Source organism: Paenibacillus sp. MMO-177 (assembly GCF_037147795.1).
Taxonomy (GTDB): Bacteria; Bacillota; Bacilli; order Paenibacillales; family Paenibacillaceae; genus Pristimantibacillus.
This window is the reverse complement of the sequence record NZ_JBBCUR010000002.1, coordinates 154,660-170,640: the sequence shown is the minus strand read 5'-3', so window position 1 is coordinate 170,640 and position 15,981 is coordinate 154,660. Positions and strand designations below refer to the sequence as shown.

The 15,981-nt window shown below is 52.5% G+C and carries 8 protein-coding genes and 1 riboswitch; of the genes, 4 read left to right on the top strand and 4 right to left on the bottom strand.

All coding sequences use genetic code 11. From position 1 onward, the window contains the following. Positions 1-3: 3 nt before the first annotated feature. Positions 4-1,299 (bottom strand): Gfo/Idh/MocA family protein, encoded by a 1,296-nt coding sequence (locus WFK81_RS06425; protein ID WP_336785630.1) that lies wholly within the window; start codon positions 1,297-1,299, stop codon positions 4-6. 217 nt (positions 1,300-1,516) lie between these two features. On the opposite strand from WFK81_RS06425, the gene WFK81_RS06420 reads away from it, so the two are divergent. From WFK81_RS06420 to WFK81_RS06405, 4 genes are all read left to right on the top strand, one after another. Continuing rightward, the gene (locus tag WFK81_RS06420) at positions 1,517-2,302 is read left to right on the top strand and encodes an AraC family transcriptional regulator (RefSeq protein ID WP_336785629.1); all 786 of its coding nucleotides are present in this window, start codon (positions 1,517-1,519) and stop codon (positions 2,300-2,302) included. A gap of 98 nt (positions 2,303-2,400) precedes the next feature. Next, complete coding sequence (locus tag WFK81_RS06415) at positions 2,401-3,648, top strand: MFS transporter (RefSeq protein ID WP_336785628.1); 1,248 nt, start codon at positions 2,401-2,403, stop codon at positions 3,646-3,648. Between the two features lie 154 nt (positions 3,649-3,802). Then, positions 3,803-10,516, top strand: coding sequence for a DUF7507 domain-containing protein (locus tag WFK81_RS06410; RefSeq protein WP_336785627.1), 6,714 nt, complete (start codon positions 3,803-3,805; stop codon positions 10,514-10,516). After that, on the top strand, positions 10,513-12,186 hold the full coding sequence (locus tag WFK81_RS06405; protein WP_336785626.1) for a DUF11 domain-containing protein: 1,674 nt from the start codon (positions 10,513-10,515) through the stop codon (positions 12,184-12,186). Before WFK81_RS06410 ends, WFK81_RS06405 begins: the two co-directional genes overlap by 4 nt. 41 nt (positions 12,187-12,227) lie before the next feature. Here WFK81_RS06405 and WFK81_RS06400 read toward each other — a convergent pair whose 3' ends face one another. The 3 genes from WFK81_RS06400 to WFK81_RS06390 all read right to left on the bottom strand — a co-directional run bounded on the left by WFK81_RS06400 (position 12,228) and on the right by WFK81_RS06390 (position 15,980). After that, positions 12,228-13,619 (bottom strand): amino acid permease, encoded by a 1,392-nt coding sequence (locus WFK81_RS06400; RefSeq protein WP_336786428.1) that lies wholly within the window; start codon positions 13,617-13,619, stop codon positions 12,228-12,230. 168 nt (positions 13,620-13,787) lie between these two features. Further along, positions 13,788-13,979, bottom strand: a riboswitch (Lysine riboswitch). 201 nt (positions 13,980-14,180) lie between these two features. Beyond that, positions 14,181-14,942 (bottom strand): glycerophosphodiester phosphodiesterase, encoded by a 762-nt coding sequence (locus WFK81_RS06395; RefSeq protein WP_336785625.1) that lies wholly within the window; start codon positions 14,940-14,942, stop codon positions 14,181-14,183. 30 nt (positions 14,943-14,972) lie between these two features. Next, entirely contained in the window at positions 14,973-15,980 is a 1,008-nt protein-coding gene (locus WFK81_RS06390; RefSeq protein WP_336785624.1) for a CehA/McbA family metallohydrolase, read from the bottom strand. Between the last annotated feature and the right edge of the window lies 1 nt (position 15,981).

Sequence of the window (15,981 nt, the reverse complement as noted above, 5' to 3'; positions counted from 1 at the left end):
CCCCTATTGGTAAAAGCGTACCAGGTCATCGACTTTCACCGATTGGCCCGTACGAATCGATTTGTTGGCTGCGATTCCTGTCAGGATCGAACGCGCGCCGTCAATATGGTTCGCCGCGCGATTGAAGCGGTCTTCCACCGGCACGCCAAAAATATCGTTCAGCAGAACCGGATCGCCGCCGCCATGTCCGCCTTCGCCTTCTTCGAACTCGGCCGTGTAAGCTTCGCCAAACATCGGAAATACGATGATGTTGACGCCTTGAACCGCGCCCTCCAATGCTTTATCGCCGCCGGAGTTGACGTAGGACTGTTCGATAACCGTCATTTCGATACGTCCTTTCGTACCGTTGAACGCAATGCGGTAGCCTTCCCAAGGCAGATAAGCATTAAGCGAGTACGTCAGCAAAGCTTTGTTCTTGTAGCGGACCATCACGCTCATGGTGTCTTCGATCGAAATGCCGTCGCCAAATACGCTTTGATCGCGGCGGTAGCCGTCTTCTTTCTCCGCGTCGTAATACATCGCTTTCAGATGTTCGTTATTGTCGAGCGGAAGCGCAAACGGATCATTCTCTGCGTTTGGATTGCCGGTTGCACGGTCGTAGAACTTGGTAACGCCGCGCTTCTCGGCATTTTCCCGGCCGTAGAACAGCAGGTCTCCCATCGCGAATACCGTATCCGGCTCCGAACCGATCCAGAAGTTCACGAGGTCGAAGTGATGCGTCGACTTGTGGACAAGGAGGCCGCCGCTGTTGCGTTTGTCGCGGTGCCATCTGCGGAAGTAGTCCGCTCCATGCTGCGTATTAAGCAGCCACTCGAAGTGTACGGAGGTTACATCGCCGATGGTACCGTTTTCAATAAGCTCACGGGCTTTGGTATGATGCGGTGCATAACGGTAGTTGAACGTGACTCGCACTTGGCGACCGGTCCGCTCGACCGCGTCCAGAATCTCCTGGCATTTCTCTTCATCTACCGTCATCGGCTTCTCCGTAATAACGTCGCAGCCAAGCTCGAGCGCACGGATAATATACTGATGATGCGTCCGGTCAACCGACGTAACGATAACAAATTGAGGCTTGATCTCCTCGATCATGCGGTCGAATTCATCGCTCTTGTAAGTCTTCACGGCCGGGTAATCGTACTTGTCCCGCAGAAGCTTGTTCGCATAGTCCATGCGGGTCTGGTTAATATCGCAAAAGGCAAGCAGCTCCGACGTCTCACGGTAGGTTGTGGCAATCGCTCCATAGAAAAATTCCGCGCGTCCCCCGGTTCCGACCTGCACATAGGATTTCTTGTTAGACATTTGTACATCTCCTTATTGGCTGGTATTGGATTTCTTATATTCAAAATGTACAGCAATATCTGCTCAATATCTCCGCAATATATGCTAGAATTTATTGTATACTGCATATTTTGTCATTCGGGGGTTGTTCATCATAAATTTAAGCAACGAACTATTTTATGGAGATTCAGAGGATCTCTTCTTTCTGGAGTATAACAAGCGCAAGGGGCATTTCACGATGTCAGTCGAGCATATCCACGGACAATACGAGCTCTATTATTTGTTCAGCGGGGAACGGCAGTATTTCATTAAAGACCGCAAATATCCGATTGCCGCCGGGGATCTGGTGCTTATTCCGGCCAATGAGCTGCACAAAACCTCGGATACCGGCGTTCCGAACCATGCGAGAATTGTCCTCTATTACAATGAAAAATATTTCGAGCAATACGGCAAAGAAGAGGCTGAGCTGCTTCTCTCCCCTTTCCTTGGCTCACGCAGGGTCTTCCGGCTTGCCCACCAAGAGCGGCTTCGCTTCGAGCAGCTGTTGTACGGTCTTCTTCAGGAGGTGCAGGAGCGTCCGCCGGGACATGAAATGCCGATTCGCCATGCCGTTGCCGAAGCCCTGCTGTTCGCCGCGCGCCATGCGATCCATAACACGCCGGATTCAACCGACGGTTCTGCCCCTCTTTCCCCTGCGGCAGCCAAAGCGATGGAAATAGCCAGCTATATTGCCGACCATTTCCGCGAGCCCCTGACGCTCGACAGCCTAAGCCGGCAGTTCCATCTCAGTACCAGCTATTTGAGCCGCACGTTCAAGAAGTACACCGGTTTTGGGCTGACGGAATATATCGGCATCACCAGAGTGAAGGAGGCGCAGCAGCAGCTTCGCGAAACGGATGAACGAATTACCGAAATTGCGGCTGACGTCGGATTTGAAAGCCTATCGCAGTTCGAACGCGTATTCAAGGCCCATATCCGCCTCTCTCCCCGCGATTACCGCAACCAATACGGGCAGAAGGGATAATTCGCCTGGAGCAAAAATATCCTTCGTCTTTTTTGCTTGCCTTAAGGTATAATAGAAGCCTTGCATCACGATCTAACATCCGGGAGTCTATAGCATCGATGAAATCATTATCGCAATACCCAAAAGAAATTAAAGTGTTCCTTATCGCCAGTCTTATTAATGCCATTGGCAGCGCGCTGATGTGGCCGCTTGTAACGATGTTCGTCTTCGACCAGCTTGGGCGATCCATGTCCGACGCGGGGTTCGTCATTCTCGTACAGTCTGTCGGCGGGATCGCCGGACAGCTGCTTGGAGGCGCGCTGTATCACCGGGTTGGCGTAAAAAAGCTGATTATCGGCGCACTCGCCTTAAATGCCGCGGGACTGCTGCTTCTGCCGGCTTTAAGTCATGCCTGGACCGTATTTATCGTCATGATGGGCCTCATAGGGCTGTTTAACGCTTTATCGATGCCGGCTATTCAAGCCTTTATCGGTTTCCGATTCGCCGACCAACGCGGTGAGCTTTTTAACATCGTGTATATTGCCAACAACATCGGCGTGGCGGTCGGGACGGCGCTAAGCGGTTTTCTGGCCGATGTCTCCTATTCGCTCAGCTTTGTGCTAAACGGCGTTACATCCGGCGTATTCGCCTTGTTCTTCCTCTTCTATCTGCAGCGGGTTGGCACCGGCAGCGATGATCGTAAAGCTGAACTGATGCGGAAGAAACGCTCAACAACCGGCACTAGCTTATGGCAGCTGATCACCGACGTCAGGCTCTATCTGTTTATGGCGATGGGAGGCATGCTGATCAATCTCGGCAATAGCATTTGGAATACCGGCGTCTCGCCTTTTATTATCGAGCACGGGATGTCGAAGCAAATGTTCGGCTATCTCTGGACGCTTAACGGCATTCTCATCTTTGTCGCCCAGCCGGTGACCAATCTGATCAAACGGCTGGCTGCAAACTCGATTAAAGCCCAACTGACGGCAAGCGCCGTTCTGTATATGAGCGGTTATGTCGTCATTCTGATCATGCACAGCTTCCCTGGCATGGTACTTGGCATGATCCTGACTACGCTAGGCGAGATGCTGATCGCGCCTGCCATACCTGCCTTCCTAAGCGAGAACAGCGGCAAAAACGCTCCATTCTATCTAGGCTTGACCGGCGGAATCGGTTCGGCTGGACGGGTTATCGGTCCGTACATGATGGGCGGGCTTTATGACGGCGGCGGACTAACACCGGTCGCTTGGCTTGCGGTTATTACGGCGGCGGTATCGGTGGGCTCCTTCCTGATTCATTCTTTGGTCAACAAGGAAAGCCCGGAACCTACGGGAACCACCCGGTCGAACTCCGTCAGCGCTACATGATAAAAGGCTTGAACCCGAATGGTTCAAGCCTTTTATTGTATCTTAAAAAGAGAAATGTTGTTAACGAAGCTTAACGTTCATATGCTTGAATAGTACAGTCATGAAATCCGTTATTTTTCCCTCAATTCAACTAAAATGATGCGATCTCGAGGGGGTGATACCAATTCCTCTTGTCACTCGTGCGACATTTAACGCTACCGGAGCAATTACCTTCACCGGGAACACGCTTGGCTTAAGCCGTTCCGATACCGCCGGCGTCCCGGGAACGCAGGATAGCATAGGAGCTTTTTCGACGATCAATACCGCCTCCGTTTTTGGTACATATCCTGCCGGCACGACAAGTGCCTATGCCAGCAACAGCTCTTCGGCGATTCTCGTCCTGCCGACGGGCAGCACCATTCTGTACGCCGAGCTGATCTGGGGCGGCTCTTATATTAATGGAACGACGGACCTAAGCGCGTTCATTAATAACCCGGTTACCTTCACCACGCCCGCCGGAACGTTTACGGTCTCGCCGGATGCCGCAACGAGCAATCAGGTCAACCTGGGCAATGGCGCCTCGGCTTACGTGCGATCCAACAACGTAACATCGCTTATAGCGCAAGGCGGCGCGGGAACGTACACGACCGGCAACGTTGTTGGTACCATTGTCATTACCGGTGATTCTACCGCCAATCATTGCGGCTGGACTTTAGGCGTTATTTATCAGAATCCGTCCTTGCCTTTCCGAAACATGTCGCTGCGCGCCGGCGCGGTGCTTGTGCAGGCCGATTCCGGGCCGGTGTCCACCACCTTGACCGGATTTGCAACTCCAATCTCCGGTACGCTGGGCGGAAGAGCTTTATTCAGCGCCCAGGAAGGCGACGCCAACAGGACCGGCGACCAGGCTTTATTTGGTCCAACCTCAGCAACAACCGTTGCCTTATCCGGCCCGAACAACTTTGCGAACAACTTTTTTGCATCGCAGATCAACAACGATACCGGCAACCTGAACACAACGGGCACCTTCGGCAGCCGAAACCAGACGAACGGCGCTCCCGGCACCAATATTATCGGCGGCCGGCAAGGCTGGGATATTACGAACGTCGACGTATCCTCGCGCCTCGTCAATAACCAGTCTTCTGCCGTCCTTACCTTGACTACCTCCGGCGATGCCTATGTCGTTAATGGAAATGCCATTCAGATCAATATCAACTCGCCAACCATAAACGTTGCAAAAAGCGCAAGCGTCGCCGGCTCAGTGGTAGGCGATACCATTACGTATACGGTTACGATCAGCAACACGGGTACCGCCAATGCCGCAAGCGTTGTTCTAACCGATGCCCTTCCAAGCGGGCTTACTCTCGTGACCGGGAGCGTAACGGTTGGAGGAGTAGCGCGTCCTACTTACGATATCATTGCAGGTGCCCCGCTAGGAGCGTTGAACATCAATGGCTCCGTTGTTGTTACTTACCGGGCAGTCGTCAGCTCGCTGCCTAGCACTTTCTTGTTACCAAACAGCGCGAAAGCAGCTTTTACATTCCAGATGGTGGCGGGCGGCGACAATATTACCGGCGTTATTCCATCCAATACGGTGTCCGTGCCAGTCTACTCGCCGATTATCGGCATTACCAAAAGCTCGAACCGAACGACCGCTACCGTAGGCAGCACGGTCACTTATACCTTGCTTGTCGCAAATACGGGTAATATTGCGGCAAATGTTACGCTGACAGATAACATTCCAACGGGAAGCTCCTTTATAACCGGAACGTTCCGGGTTAATGGCAATGTCATTGCCGGCGCCAATCCCGCAGCGGGCGTTGCCATCGGTTCCGTTGCGGCAGGCGCGGTGTCCACCGTCACGTTTATCGTTCAGGTAAACTCCTTGCCTTCTCCGCCGCAATTCGTGGACCAAGGCACGGCGACTTATACCTTTACGCCGCCGGATGGCCGTACCATATCCGGTTCCGCTGCATCCAATACGCTAACCTTGCCCGTCTCGCTGCCGAGCATAAACCTCACCAAGTCTGTTAACGTAACGGATGTTGCCGTAGGCGAGACATTGACCTATACATCGGTCATTGCAAATACCGGATCCGAAGCCTTTACGAATGTAACGCTAACGGATGCTCTGCCCGCGGGAGCTACCTTTGTTACGGGCAGCGTAATGATCGGCGGCACGCCTAATACAACGGCGAATCCGGCAACGGGAATTGCTGTCGGAACCGTGGCTGCCAACAGCTCGGTAACGGTTACCTTGCAGGCATTAGTCAGCTCCATGCCGGCAAGCGCGCAGCTGGTCAATCGTTCTAACGTTTCTTACACCGTAGGCACCTTCTCGGGTACAGCAGCTTCCAACAATACAACAACGCCGGTCTACCAGCCCGTTATTCCGCTGACGAAATCAGCCAGTACCACGGCTGCTACGGTTGGCGATACCATTACGTACACGATCCTTGCCCGAAATACCGGAAATCTGGCTGCAACCGTAACCCTGTTTGACAATATCCCTGCCGGTTCAAGCTTTATCCCGGGCTCCGTGACGATTAACGGCGCGGCCAGCCCCGCAGCTTCGCCGATAACAGGCATCGCGATTGGCAGTCTGGCGCCTAATGTCCAGACAACCGTCACGTTCCAGACGCTTCTAAACACTTTGCCGTCACCGTCCGTTTTGAATGACCAGGCAACCTCCACCTACTCCTATACCTTGCCAAGCGGCAGGACCTTAAACGGCAGCAGCAGCTCCAATACCGTTTCCATAACCGTTTCTTCGCCAAATGTCACCGTAACCAAATCGGCCAGCGATACGGCTGCAGCCGTACAAGATATTCTCGCTTATACCGTACTTGTTAAGAATAACGGGATTGCACCGGTAACAAGCGTCGTATTGTCCGACCCCATTCCGCAAGGAGCAGCCTTTGTTTCAGGCAGCGTTACCATCAATGGAACATCTTCATCTCTCGCTAATCCAAACGCAGGTATTTCGCTGGGCACAATTAGTGCCGGGGCTACCGTTACGGCGGCTTTTCAGATTCGTCTCACATCGCTTCCTTCATCCGGCAGTCTCAGCAATGCGGCAAGCGCCGCTTTTACTTCCGGCGCCTTTACCGGCAGCTCAACTTCGAATACCGTTACGACGCCGGTCTCGCAAGCCGTTGTTGCGGTAAGCAAATCGGCCAGTACCGCCAATGCAACCGTTGGCGATACGTTCTCTTACAGCTTCACCTTAACCAATACGGGAAATGCTGCCGCAAAGGTTACATTGACGGATACCGTTCCGAGTGGAGCCGTATTTATTAACAACAGCGTTCTTATTAACGGAGTACCGACTCCAAACGTCAGTCCTGGAGCCGGGATACCGGTTGGCGTTATTCCAGCCGGAGGATCTGCCACGGTAAGTTACGTCGTGAACATTGTCTCTTATCCGGCCAGCCGGCAGCTGGTTAATCAGGCAAGCGCGGCTTATTCGTTCACGCTTGCCAATGGACGCGTCATTGACCGCTCTGCCTTATCCAATACGGTTACCGTTCAGGTTGCGCTGCCGAATGTTTCGCTAGTGAAAAGCACCAGCCGTTCCGTTCTCGTATCCGGCGATACCATGACCTTCACGTCCGTTCTGACGAATAACGGCATCGCAGCGGTGAACAACATTGTTCTGCGTGACCCGCTTCAATCAAATGCGGCTTTTGTACCTGGAAGCGTATTGGTTCAAAATGTTTCCCAGCCGGCAGCCTCTCCCGATGCCGGCATATCACTCGGTAGCCTGGCGCCAGGAGCATCGGTTACCGTATCATTCGAGGTGATGATAACGATGGCAATCCCTTCACAGATTACGAACCAATCGACAGCCAGCTTTACTTCGGGCACCTTCTCGGCAACATCCGCATCCAACACGACGGTTACTCCGGTCACACAACCTCAAATCGCAATTGTCAAAAGCGCAAACACCAGTAATGCCACGCTTGGCGATTCCATTATTTATACGCTGGTCGTCTCCAATACGGGAAACCTGGCAGCGGCAACGATTGTAACGGATACCATTCCTGCCGGCACAACTTTTACGGAGAACAGCGTGATCGTGAACGGATTGCCGATGCCGGGCATTTCTCCGGTTACCGGCATCGATATCGGGTCCTTGGCTCCAAGCGCAACCACTACGGTTACCTTTGGCGTAGTGGTTACCTCCCTTCCGTCGCCGCAATCGTTAAGCAATACGGGAACGGCATCCTACTCGTATACGCCTGCCGACGGCCGGACGTTAACCGGTTCCGTCAATTCCAATACGGTAACCTTCCCCGTGTCGGCTCCAAATGTGGGGATTGCATTAAGCGCCAACTACATCGCTGTTACTGTAGGAGACACCATCGCGTATACGGCAGTCATTACAAATAACGGGATTGAAACGGTTAACAACGTGCATTTTACCGATCCTGCCCCTGCGGGAACTTCCTTTATCCCGGGTACGGTTACGATTAATGGCACGCCAGTTCCGGGAGCAAACCCAATTGGCGGTATTCCGCTTGCCTCTATACCGCCTGGCGGTACAGTCACGATTACGTTTAACAATAGCGTTAATACCGTTCCGAATCCTGCCGTCCTTAACAATACGGCATCCGTTACCTTTACTTCCGGCGCATTCACGGGGACGGCATTCTCCAACACGGTATCGACGCCGGTTGATCTGCCCGTTATTTCCATCGTAAAAAGCGCCAGCTCGTCTAACGCCTCCGTTGGCCAAACGGTTACGTACACTTTAAGTGTAACAAATACGGGCAATTATCCGGCTACCGTAACCGTAACCGATAATATTCCCGCCGGTACCTCCTTTGTGCCAAACAGCGCCCTGGTGGGAGGCAATCCCGTGCCCGGTGCCGACCCGGTAACCGGAATTCCGGTTGGATCCGTAGCGGCTGGAGCATCGGTCAACGTGATGTTCTCGGTCGTTATCAATTCCCTGCCTTCGCCTCAACAATTGTCGAATACAGGCACTGCCGGCATTACCTATACGCTTCCGGACGGCAGGGTCTTTAATCAGACGGCCGTTTCCAATACGGTAACGTTCCCGGTCTCCGCGCCTAACGCGACGGTTGTCAAAAGCACTCCTTCGACCGCCTTATCGGTCGGCGATACAGTCACTTATACGACTACCGTCACGAACAGCGGAATCGCGACGATTACGAACGTCTTGTTCACCGACCCGATCCCTGCCGGCTCCACCTTTGTTCCGAGCTCCCTGACCGTTGACGGAGTGACGAGACCGGCGGCTAATCCTGCAACGGGCGTTATTATAGACGCGATCAGCCCGGGAGCGACTACAACCATTGTGTTTAATGTCCTTGTGACGTCATTACCTTCGCCGGCCGTACTGAACAACCAATCTTCCGTTACCTTCACATCGGGGGCTTTCTCGGGAGTTACGTTCTCCAATATTGTGTCAACGCCTGTCTATGACCCGATTCTGTTCGCAGTAAAAACCGGCAGCACCACTAATGCAACGGTTGGCGACACGGTTACCTACACCATAGCCATATCAAATACCGGCAACTATGGCGCAGACATCACGTTGACCGACACGATCCCGACGGGCACCGTCTTTGTTCCGAACAGCGTAATCGTCAACAATCAGCCGGTACCGGGCGTTGATCCGTCTACCGGAATTCCGGTCAGCAATGTGACTACCTCAGCAACCGTCTCCTTCTCCGTGATTATCCAGTCGCTGCCGCCGGGACAAAAGCTTACGAACCAAGCCAGCGCAACCTATTCGTATACGTTGCCGGACGGCCGTACTTTAAACGGCTCCCTAACTTCGAATACATTGGTCATTCAAGTATCTGTTCCTAATGTTGCCGTAGCGAAATCGGTTCCGGTAACAACCGCCGTTGTAGGTGATACCGTCACTTACACGATCGCGGTTACCAATAACGGTATCGAGAATGTTAATAACGTGATTGTTGTTGACGCTATTCCGGCAGGTTCGGTATTTGTCCCGAACAGCGTAACCGTAGACGGACTTCCGCGTCCTGGCGCGTCGCCGGCCGCAGGTATTTCGCTTAACACCATTGCTCCGGGCGCAACGTCTACCGTCACCTTTAATCTCACGATCACATCGCTGCCTACGCCGGCTCAGCTTAGCAACCAAGCGAGCGCAACCTTCACTTCCGGCGCTTTCTCCGGCTCGGCGTTCTCCAATACCGTAGTCCTTCCGGTGTACCAAGCTATTATCGGAATTCAGAAAACGGCCAATACGACCAATGCAACGGTTGGGGATACCGTTACCTACAATCTGGTCGTAACCAATACCGGAAACCTGCCTGCTCAGGTTACGATTACGGACCCTTCTCCAACCGGCGGCGCTTTTGTGCCAAACAGCGTGCTTGTTAACGGCGTACCGCAGCCTGGCGCTAATCCTTCTTCCGGCTTCTCCATCGGTACCGTTAACCCGGGTCAGTCCGTTGTGGTGTCCGTATCGTATGAGGTGGTTATCCAGACGCTGCCGCCTTCACAGCACCTCGTCAATACCGCTAGCGGCGACTTTTCGTATGCGGCGCCGGACGGCAGAACGATCACCGGATCGGTCAATTCAAATACGCTGTCGATTCCGGTATCTTCACCTGATGTATCCGTTGTGAAGAGCACCAATGCAATCGATGCCGTTGTTGGCGACGTTATTACGTATACAATTCTCGTTTCTAACCTTGGCATAAGCCCTGTCAACAGCGTTATTCTGGTCGACCCTGTTCCAACAGGCACCGTGTTTGTGCCTGGCAGCGTAACGTTGAATGGTAATCCTCTTCCTGCGGGTAATCCGAATACCGGCATCTCCATCGGAACGATTGCAAACGGCGCTACGGCAACCGTAACCTTTAACGTACAGGTGGTCGCGATATGACCCCGCCCAATGACTTCAAGCTGCTGAACCAGACTCATGTCCGGTTCAGCAGCGGCATTTATGATGGAGTCGCCTATTCCAATACGGTCCAGACGCCGCTTGTCGGTCCCATTATTACGGCGAATAAGTCCGCTTTCCCGCAGAAATTAAACCGGGATCAAACTGTCACTTTTACCATTCTTATTTCCAATTCCGGTAACCGTCCTGCGTCCACGCAGCTGCAGGACTTGCTTCCGGCCGGTTTGTCTTTTATTCCGAATAGCGTTCTGCTGGACGGCTCCCCTCTGCCGGGAGCCTCGCCGCAGACAGGGATTCCGCTAGGGACGATTCAAACGGGCAGCACGGTTCAAGTCCATTTTCAAGCTATCGTGATTTTCATTCCCGACACGCATCTATTCGAGAATGAGGCAACGCTGCTCTACACGTTCTCTACCCCGGATGGCAGAGTCGTTTCGGATTCCGTACTATCCAATAAAATCACGCTCGAAGTCGTGCCGTTTCAACTGGATGCGCATGCCAGCTTGAGTACGCCCGTTACCTTTCTCGGAGATATCGTCTTCTATGATTTGATCGTTCGAAACGACGGCCTGCTGCCAATGGAAAATGTAATTGCATACTTGCCGCTTCCCGAAGGCTTTGAATTCGTACCGGGCAGCGTTGTTATCGACGGCGTGCTAGTACCTTGGATTGATCCCGCGTCCGGCATTTATATCGGATTCCTGGCGCCTGGCGCGGTGGTGTCCATCCGCGTCGCAATCCGGCTTGCCGCGATGCCCGCCAAGGCGCAGGTTCCGTTCCAGGCGATTATCGAGTACACCGTTAACGGAACGGTGTACCGCGCGCTCGCGAACCTGCTTATTCTGAATATTACCGACCCTTCCTTTTCCGTCAGCTTAACCGTAGATCATGCCCGGGCTTCGGCATGCTCCAGCCTGACGTATACGATTATTGTCAATAACGAGAACGTTTTTGCGGTAGATGCCTATTTAATCCGACTTATCCCGCAAGGAACGGTGATTCTGCCTGATAGCGTAATCATCGACGGTGTTCCCCGCAAAGGAATCAGCCTCGCTTCGGGTCTTGCGTTAGGCACCATGTTAGCCGGATCGACCGCCGTAATTACTTATCAAGTCATGATTCGGACGACATATCCCCGAATTCCGAATCAAGTAGAAGCGATTTATACGTTCAGGCTGTCCGACGGCCGGCTTGTCAAGCAAAACGCGGCATCAAACCCTATTGTTACCGACATCTTTGCGCCGGTCATTTCCGTTCAGGCGAATGCCAAGCCGATGTATTACGAGGTGGAGCGTTCCGTCTACTTTACCGCCTATGTGCAAAATACGGGGAATCTAGCAGCAGACGTCACCTTATTCCGGACAGATTATCCGAATGGCTTCTATCTGCTGGATCCGCAAATTAACGATAATCGGGTTGCTTCCTTTACGGTTTCAGAAGGCGTAAACCTTGGCTTGCTTGCACCTGGCCAAACGGTTAAGGTCAGTTATTGGATTTATGTTTCCGACTCGGAGGAAATGGAGAGTGAGTCTCTCACCCAGGTCGCTACGAGATATACCGCCCGTTTCTACTATAACTTTGAAGACAGCACCTGCAGCGGCGAAAACCCGTCGAATGAACTGATCCTGCCGGTAGAGCAGAATATCGAATAAAAAAAGCAGAGGCTTCGGAAGCCTCTGCTTTTTTCCTTCTATTATTCCACCGTGGGATCGACATTGCATTCTTCAAGCTTTAATACTTTTGTCTTATACTTCCACTTGTACCCAAGCCAAATCGCAAGGAAGAATGGAATCCCGATATAAGACGCAAGCATAAACATCCAGTCAACCTTGCCGTCCGAGAAAGCGCTGAAGCTTTGACCGATAATGACGATCATGCACATGATGCCTGCCAGGATCGGACCAAACGGATACCAGAGGGAACGGTATGGCAAATCCTCTACTTTACGGCCTTGCGCCACATAGGCTTTGCGGAAACGGTAATGGCTGACGGCAATGCCAAGCCATGCGATAAAGCCCGACATGCCGGATGCGTTAAGCAGCCAGATATAGACTTGTCCGTCGCCAAAGAAGGAGGCCAGGAAAGCTAACATGCCAATCGCTGCGGTAGCAATCAACGCATAAACCGGGATGCCCCGTTTGTTCAGCTTCGCGAAGATTTTCGGCGCTTTGCCTTCCTTCGCAAGTACCCACAGCATACGAGTCGAAGCATACATCCCCGAGTTGCCTGCCGATAATACCGAGCTTAGGATAACGGCGTTCATGACGGATGCGGCGATGCTGAGGCCCGCTTTTTCAAATATAATGGTGAAGGGACTAGCCGCTACGCTGTCATCTGCAAGCGTGTCGGTTGAATAAGGAATCAGCATCCCTACGATAAAGATCGCCAGGATGTAGAATAACAGTATTCTCCAGAATACGCTGCGGATGGCGCGCGGAACGTTCTCCCGGGGATTCTCGGATTCCCCTGCCGCAATACCTACAAGTTCCGTTCCTTGGAACGAAAATCCTGCAGCCATACAAATCCCCAGAACCGCAAGCCATCCTCCAGAGATCGGGGCATCGCCTGCCGTAAAGTTGCTGAAGCCAACCGCGTCGCCTTTCCAGATCCCAACGATCATAAGCAAGCCAATCACAATGAATACGATGACGGTCACGATCTTAATCATGGCGAACCAGTATTCGGATTCCCCGTAGCCTTTGACGGATAGCAGGTTAAGCCCGACCATGAAAGCCAGGAACAGCGCGCTCCATAAGAATGACGGGCTGTTCGGAAGCCAGAATTTAATAATCAAGGTTGCGGCGGACAGCTCTGCCGCAATCGTAATAGCCCAGTTATACCAGTAGTTCCAGCCAAGCGCAAAGCCAAGGGATGGATCTACGAATCTTGTTGCATACGTACTGAAAGTACCGGATACCGGCATGTAGGTCGCCATTTCGCCAAGGCTGGTGACAAGGAAGTATACCATAATGCCAATTATGAAATAACCAAGCAATGCGCCGCCCGGACCGGCGTCATGAATCGCTCCGCCGCTCGCCAGGAACAGCCCCGTCCCGATAGACCCTCCTAGGGAAATCATCGCCATATGCCTGGACTTCAGGCCTCTGCGTAATTTGTTCTCTTCTTTCACGAACTCATACTCCCCTTATCTACGTTTCCAATAATGTCCCATAAACAGCAGCCTTATAAACGCAAAAAAGCCGCCTCTCTTTACAAACACAAGAAAGACCGCTTCATCTTCCTCACTTCCAACTATCAAGATAGCACAACATATTGCCGTTGATTAAAAGCAATATGACAGTTCCGTTCCTGTTCGGAGACGGCCCCAGCCTGCCACGGTCAGTATACCGGACGGCTTCGGCGATGCTGCCTTTCAATCGGGATCGGCGGTCTTACTGGACCTCCCCTGATCTACTGATCAAACAACGCGACCTCTACCTCATCGAATTGGATGAGGATTTACTATTAAATTGACTGACATTGTCTTATATTAATGACCTATGCGAGATAAATCAATGGATATATGATCCAGTTTCCTGATTTGAACAAAAGCTTAGCAATTTCGCTTTGCGTTCCCGTTTCCGGTTTACATAATTTCATAATTCAAAAAACCGCCCCGTATCCGGAGCGGTTAGACAAAATCGAGTTAGACAGATGGCTGTTGCTGCTGGAATACCTGCTTCACGTTTACCAATGCCGCAACATTGCGTGTCGTAATAGACCGAACACCCCATTCCGCGTATTTGCGCATTAGCGCTTCATCCTCGACGGTCCAAGCATATACGGGCATTCCAAGCCCTGCGGCATACTTCACAAACTCTTGCCGCAGGATACCGTGATAAATATTTATTCCCATGCAGGAAGCTTCCCGGGCATCCGCACAGGTCTGAATCATCGCTTCCCGGTATGGCAAGGTCTTAAACAATTCGACGTTCGTATTAAGCAGCTTGCTCATTTCCGGCTGCAGCCGCTGCGCAAGAAGAGCCCGCTCCCACTCGCAGCCGGAGAAGAAAGCTTGCTGGGATAAGCCGAACTTGCGGACCAGCGCCGCAACAGGCTCAATCGCAGCATCTACCTTCAAGTCCAAATTCACGATTTTACGGGAAGCTTGCACAAGAGGCAATATCTCTTCCAACTTAAGGAGAGGCGGAACTTGATCTGTCCCCGATTCGGCATGCCATTCGGTCAACTCCGCGTAACTCCTATCCGCTATATTCACATGAAACCGTTCAACGGTAAGCCATTCATCGTCATGTGCCAGCACGGGAATCCCGTCTCTGGTCACCCGAATATCCTCTTCTACCACGTCGGCGCCAAGCTCAAGTCCAATCCGGACCGAACGAAGCGTATGCGCTTCCGTGTTCATGCTGCCTGCGTGAGCCGTAATCAGCGGAAAGCTTCGCGTCATTCTTGTCACACTCCTAATTACCGTCTTTAATTAATCATAAGCTTGTTCGGATTCCGCGTAAATCGCATTCGTAAAAGCAATCATCGTGCGCATACTACGCGCATTTCCTTTAAGCTCTGCCCGAACCCACATTAATCCTTTGCCGGGAATCTCGAAGCGATATTGTTTCTGCTCCGAGCTTGCATGCTGCTCGCCAATAACGCCGAGGTTGCTCATTAGCGTGATCAAATATCGAGCTTCGGGGAATTCCCATAAGCCTTCTCTCACTTGGAAATCAATTTCGACGACAGCTTCGTAGCTTTCGCTTCGATCCTGCTCCGGCACGCAATCGCCGATCGCGTAAACCATCTTCTCAGAACGCAGCTCCAATGTCACTAACGGTCCCATTGTGACCGAAGCTCTTCCTGCGGCAAGCGCACGAACGGCTTGCTCCGTTATGCTGCCTTCGTTTTCATCGAGCTGCAGATACGTCACCGATATAGGGGCATCCGTCAGTTCCTGCGCGTGCCAATCCCGTCCCGATGTTGCCGCAATCCGGAAGCCGTCGTTCAACCGCTCGGTCCATAGACGAAACGCCCGGGCATTGTCCGTCTTAATCGAAGGGAACGTACCCGACCATACCTCGATATAATCCAGCTGGTTCCAGTCCCGAATTTCAAACTCCCAGAAGCAGCCTGTACACATCGGATTGCCGATGCGATATGGATGCGCCATGCCGGCAATCCCGCCTAACGCATGAACCCGTTCGACCCCCTCGTGAATATCGCCCGGACCTGCGGGACGCCAGTCCACGAATTCGGTCAGACCGATCGTCACCATATGTCCGTAGAACGTCGTCCATTCCATGCCTGAAATAATCGTCAGGCCTGTCTCCTGCTCAATACTTTCCCTATCCTTCAAACCCGTCATCGTATTATGGTCAGTCAGTGCCACGCAATCAAAGCCAAGCGCCTTAGCTCCTTGCGCAAGCTCCAGCAGGGATTGCCTGCCGTCGCTGTGGTTTGTATGACTATGCAGCTCGCAAGCCGTCCATCCCATT

What these genes read in the sequence shown, in the direction of transcription:
- WFK81_RS06390 (WP_336785624.1), bottom strand. Translation starts at nt 15,980, where the DNA reads ATGGGATGGACGGCTTGCGAGCTGCATAGTCATACAAACCACAGCGAC.
- WFK81_RS06405 (WP_336785626.1), top strand. Translation starts at nt 10,513, where the DNA reads ATGACCCCGCCCAATGACTTCAAGCTGCTGAACCAGACTCATGTCCGG.
- WFK81_RS06395 (WP_336785625.1), bottom strand. Translation starts at nt 14,942, where the DNA reads ATGACGCGAAGCTTTCCGCTGATTACGGCTCACGCAGGCAGCATGAAC.
- WFK81_RS06400 (WP_336786428.1), bottom strand. Translation starts at nt 13,619, where the DNA reads ATGGCGATGATTTCCCTAGGAGGGTCTATCGGGACGGGGCTGTTCCTG.
- WFK81_RS06425 (WP_336785630.1), bottom strand. Translation starts at nt 1,299, where the DNA reads ATGTCTAACAAGAAATCCTATGTGCAGGTCGGAACCGGGGGACGCGCG.
- WFK81_RS06420 (WP_336785629.1), top strand. Translation starts at nt 1,517, where the DNA reads ATGTCAGTCGAGCATATCCACGGACAATACGAGCTCTATTATTTGTTC.
- WFK81_RS06415 (WP_336785628.1), top strand. Translation starts at nt 2,401, where the DNA reads ATGAAATCATTATCGCAATACCCAAAAGAAATTAAAGTGTTCCTTATC.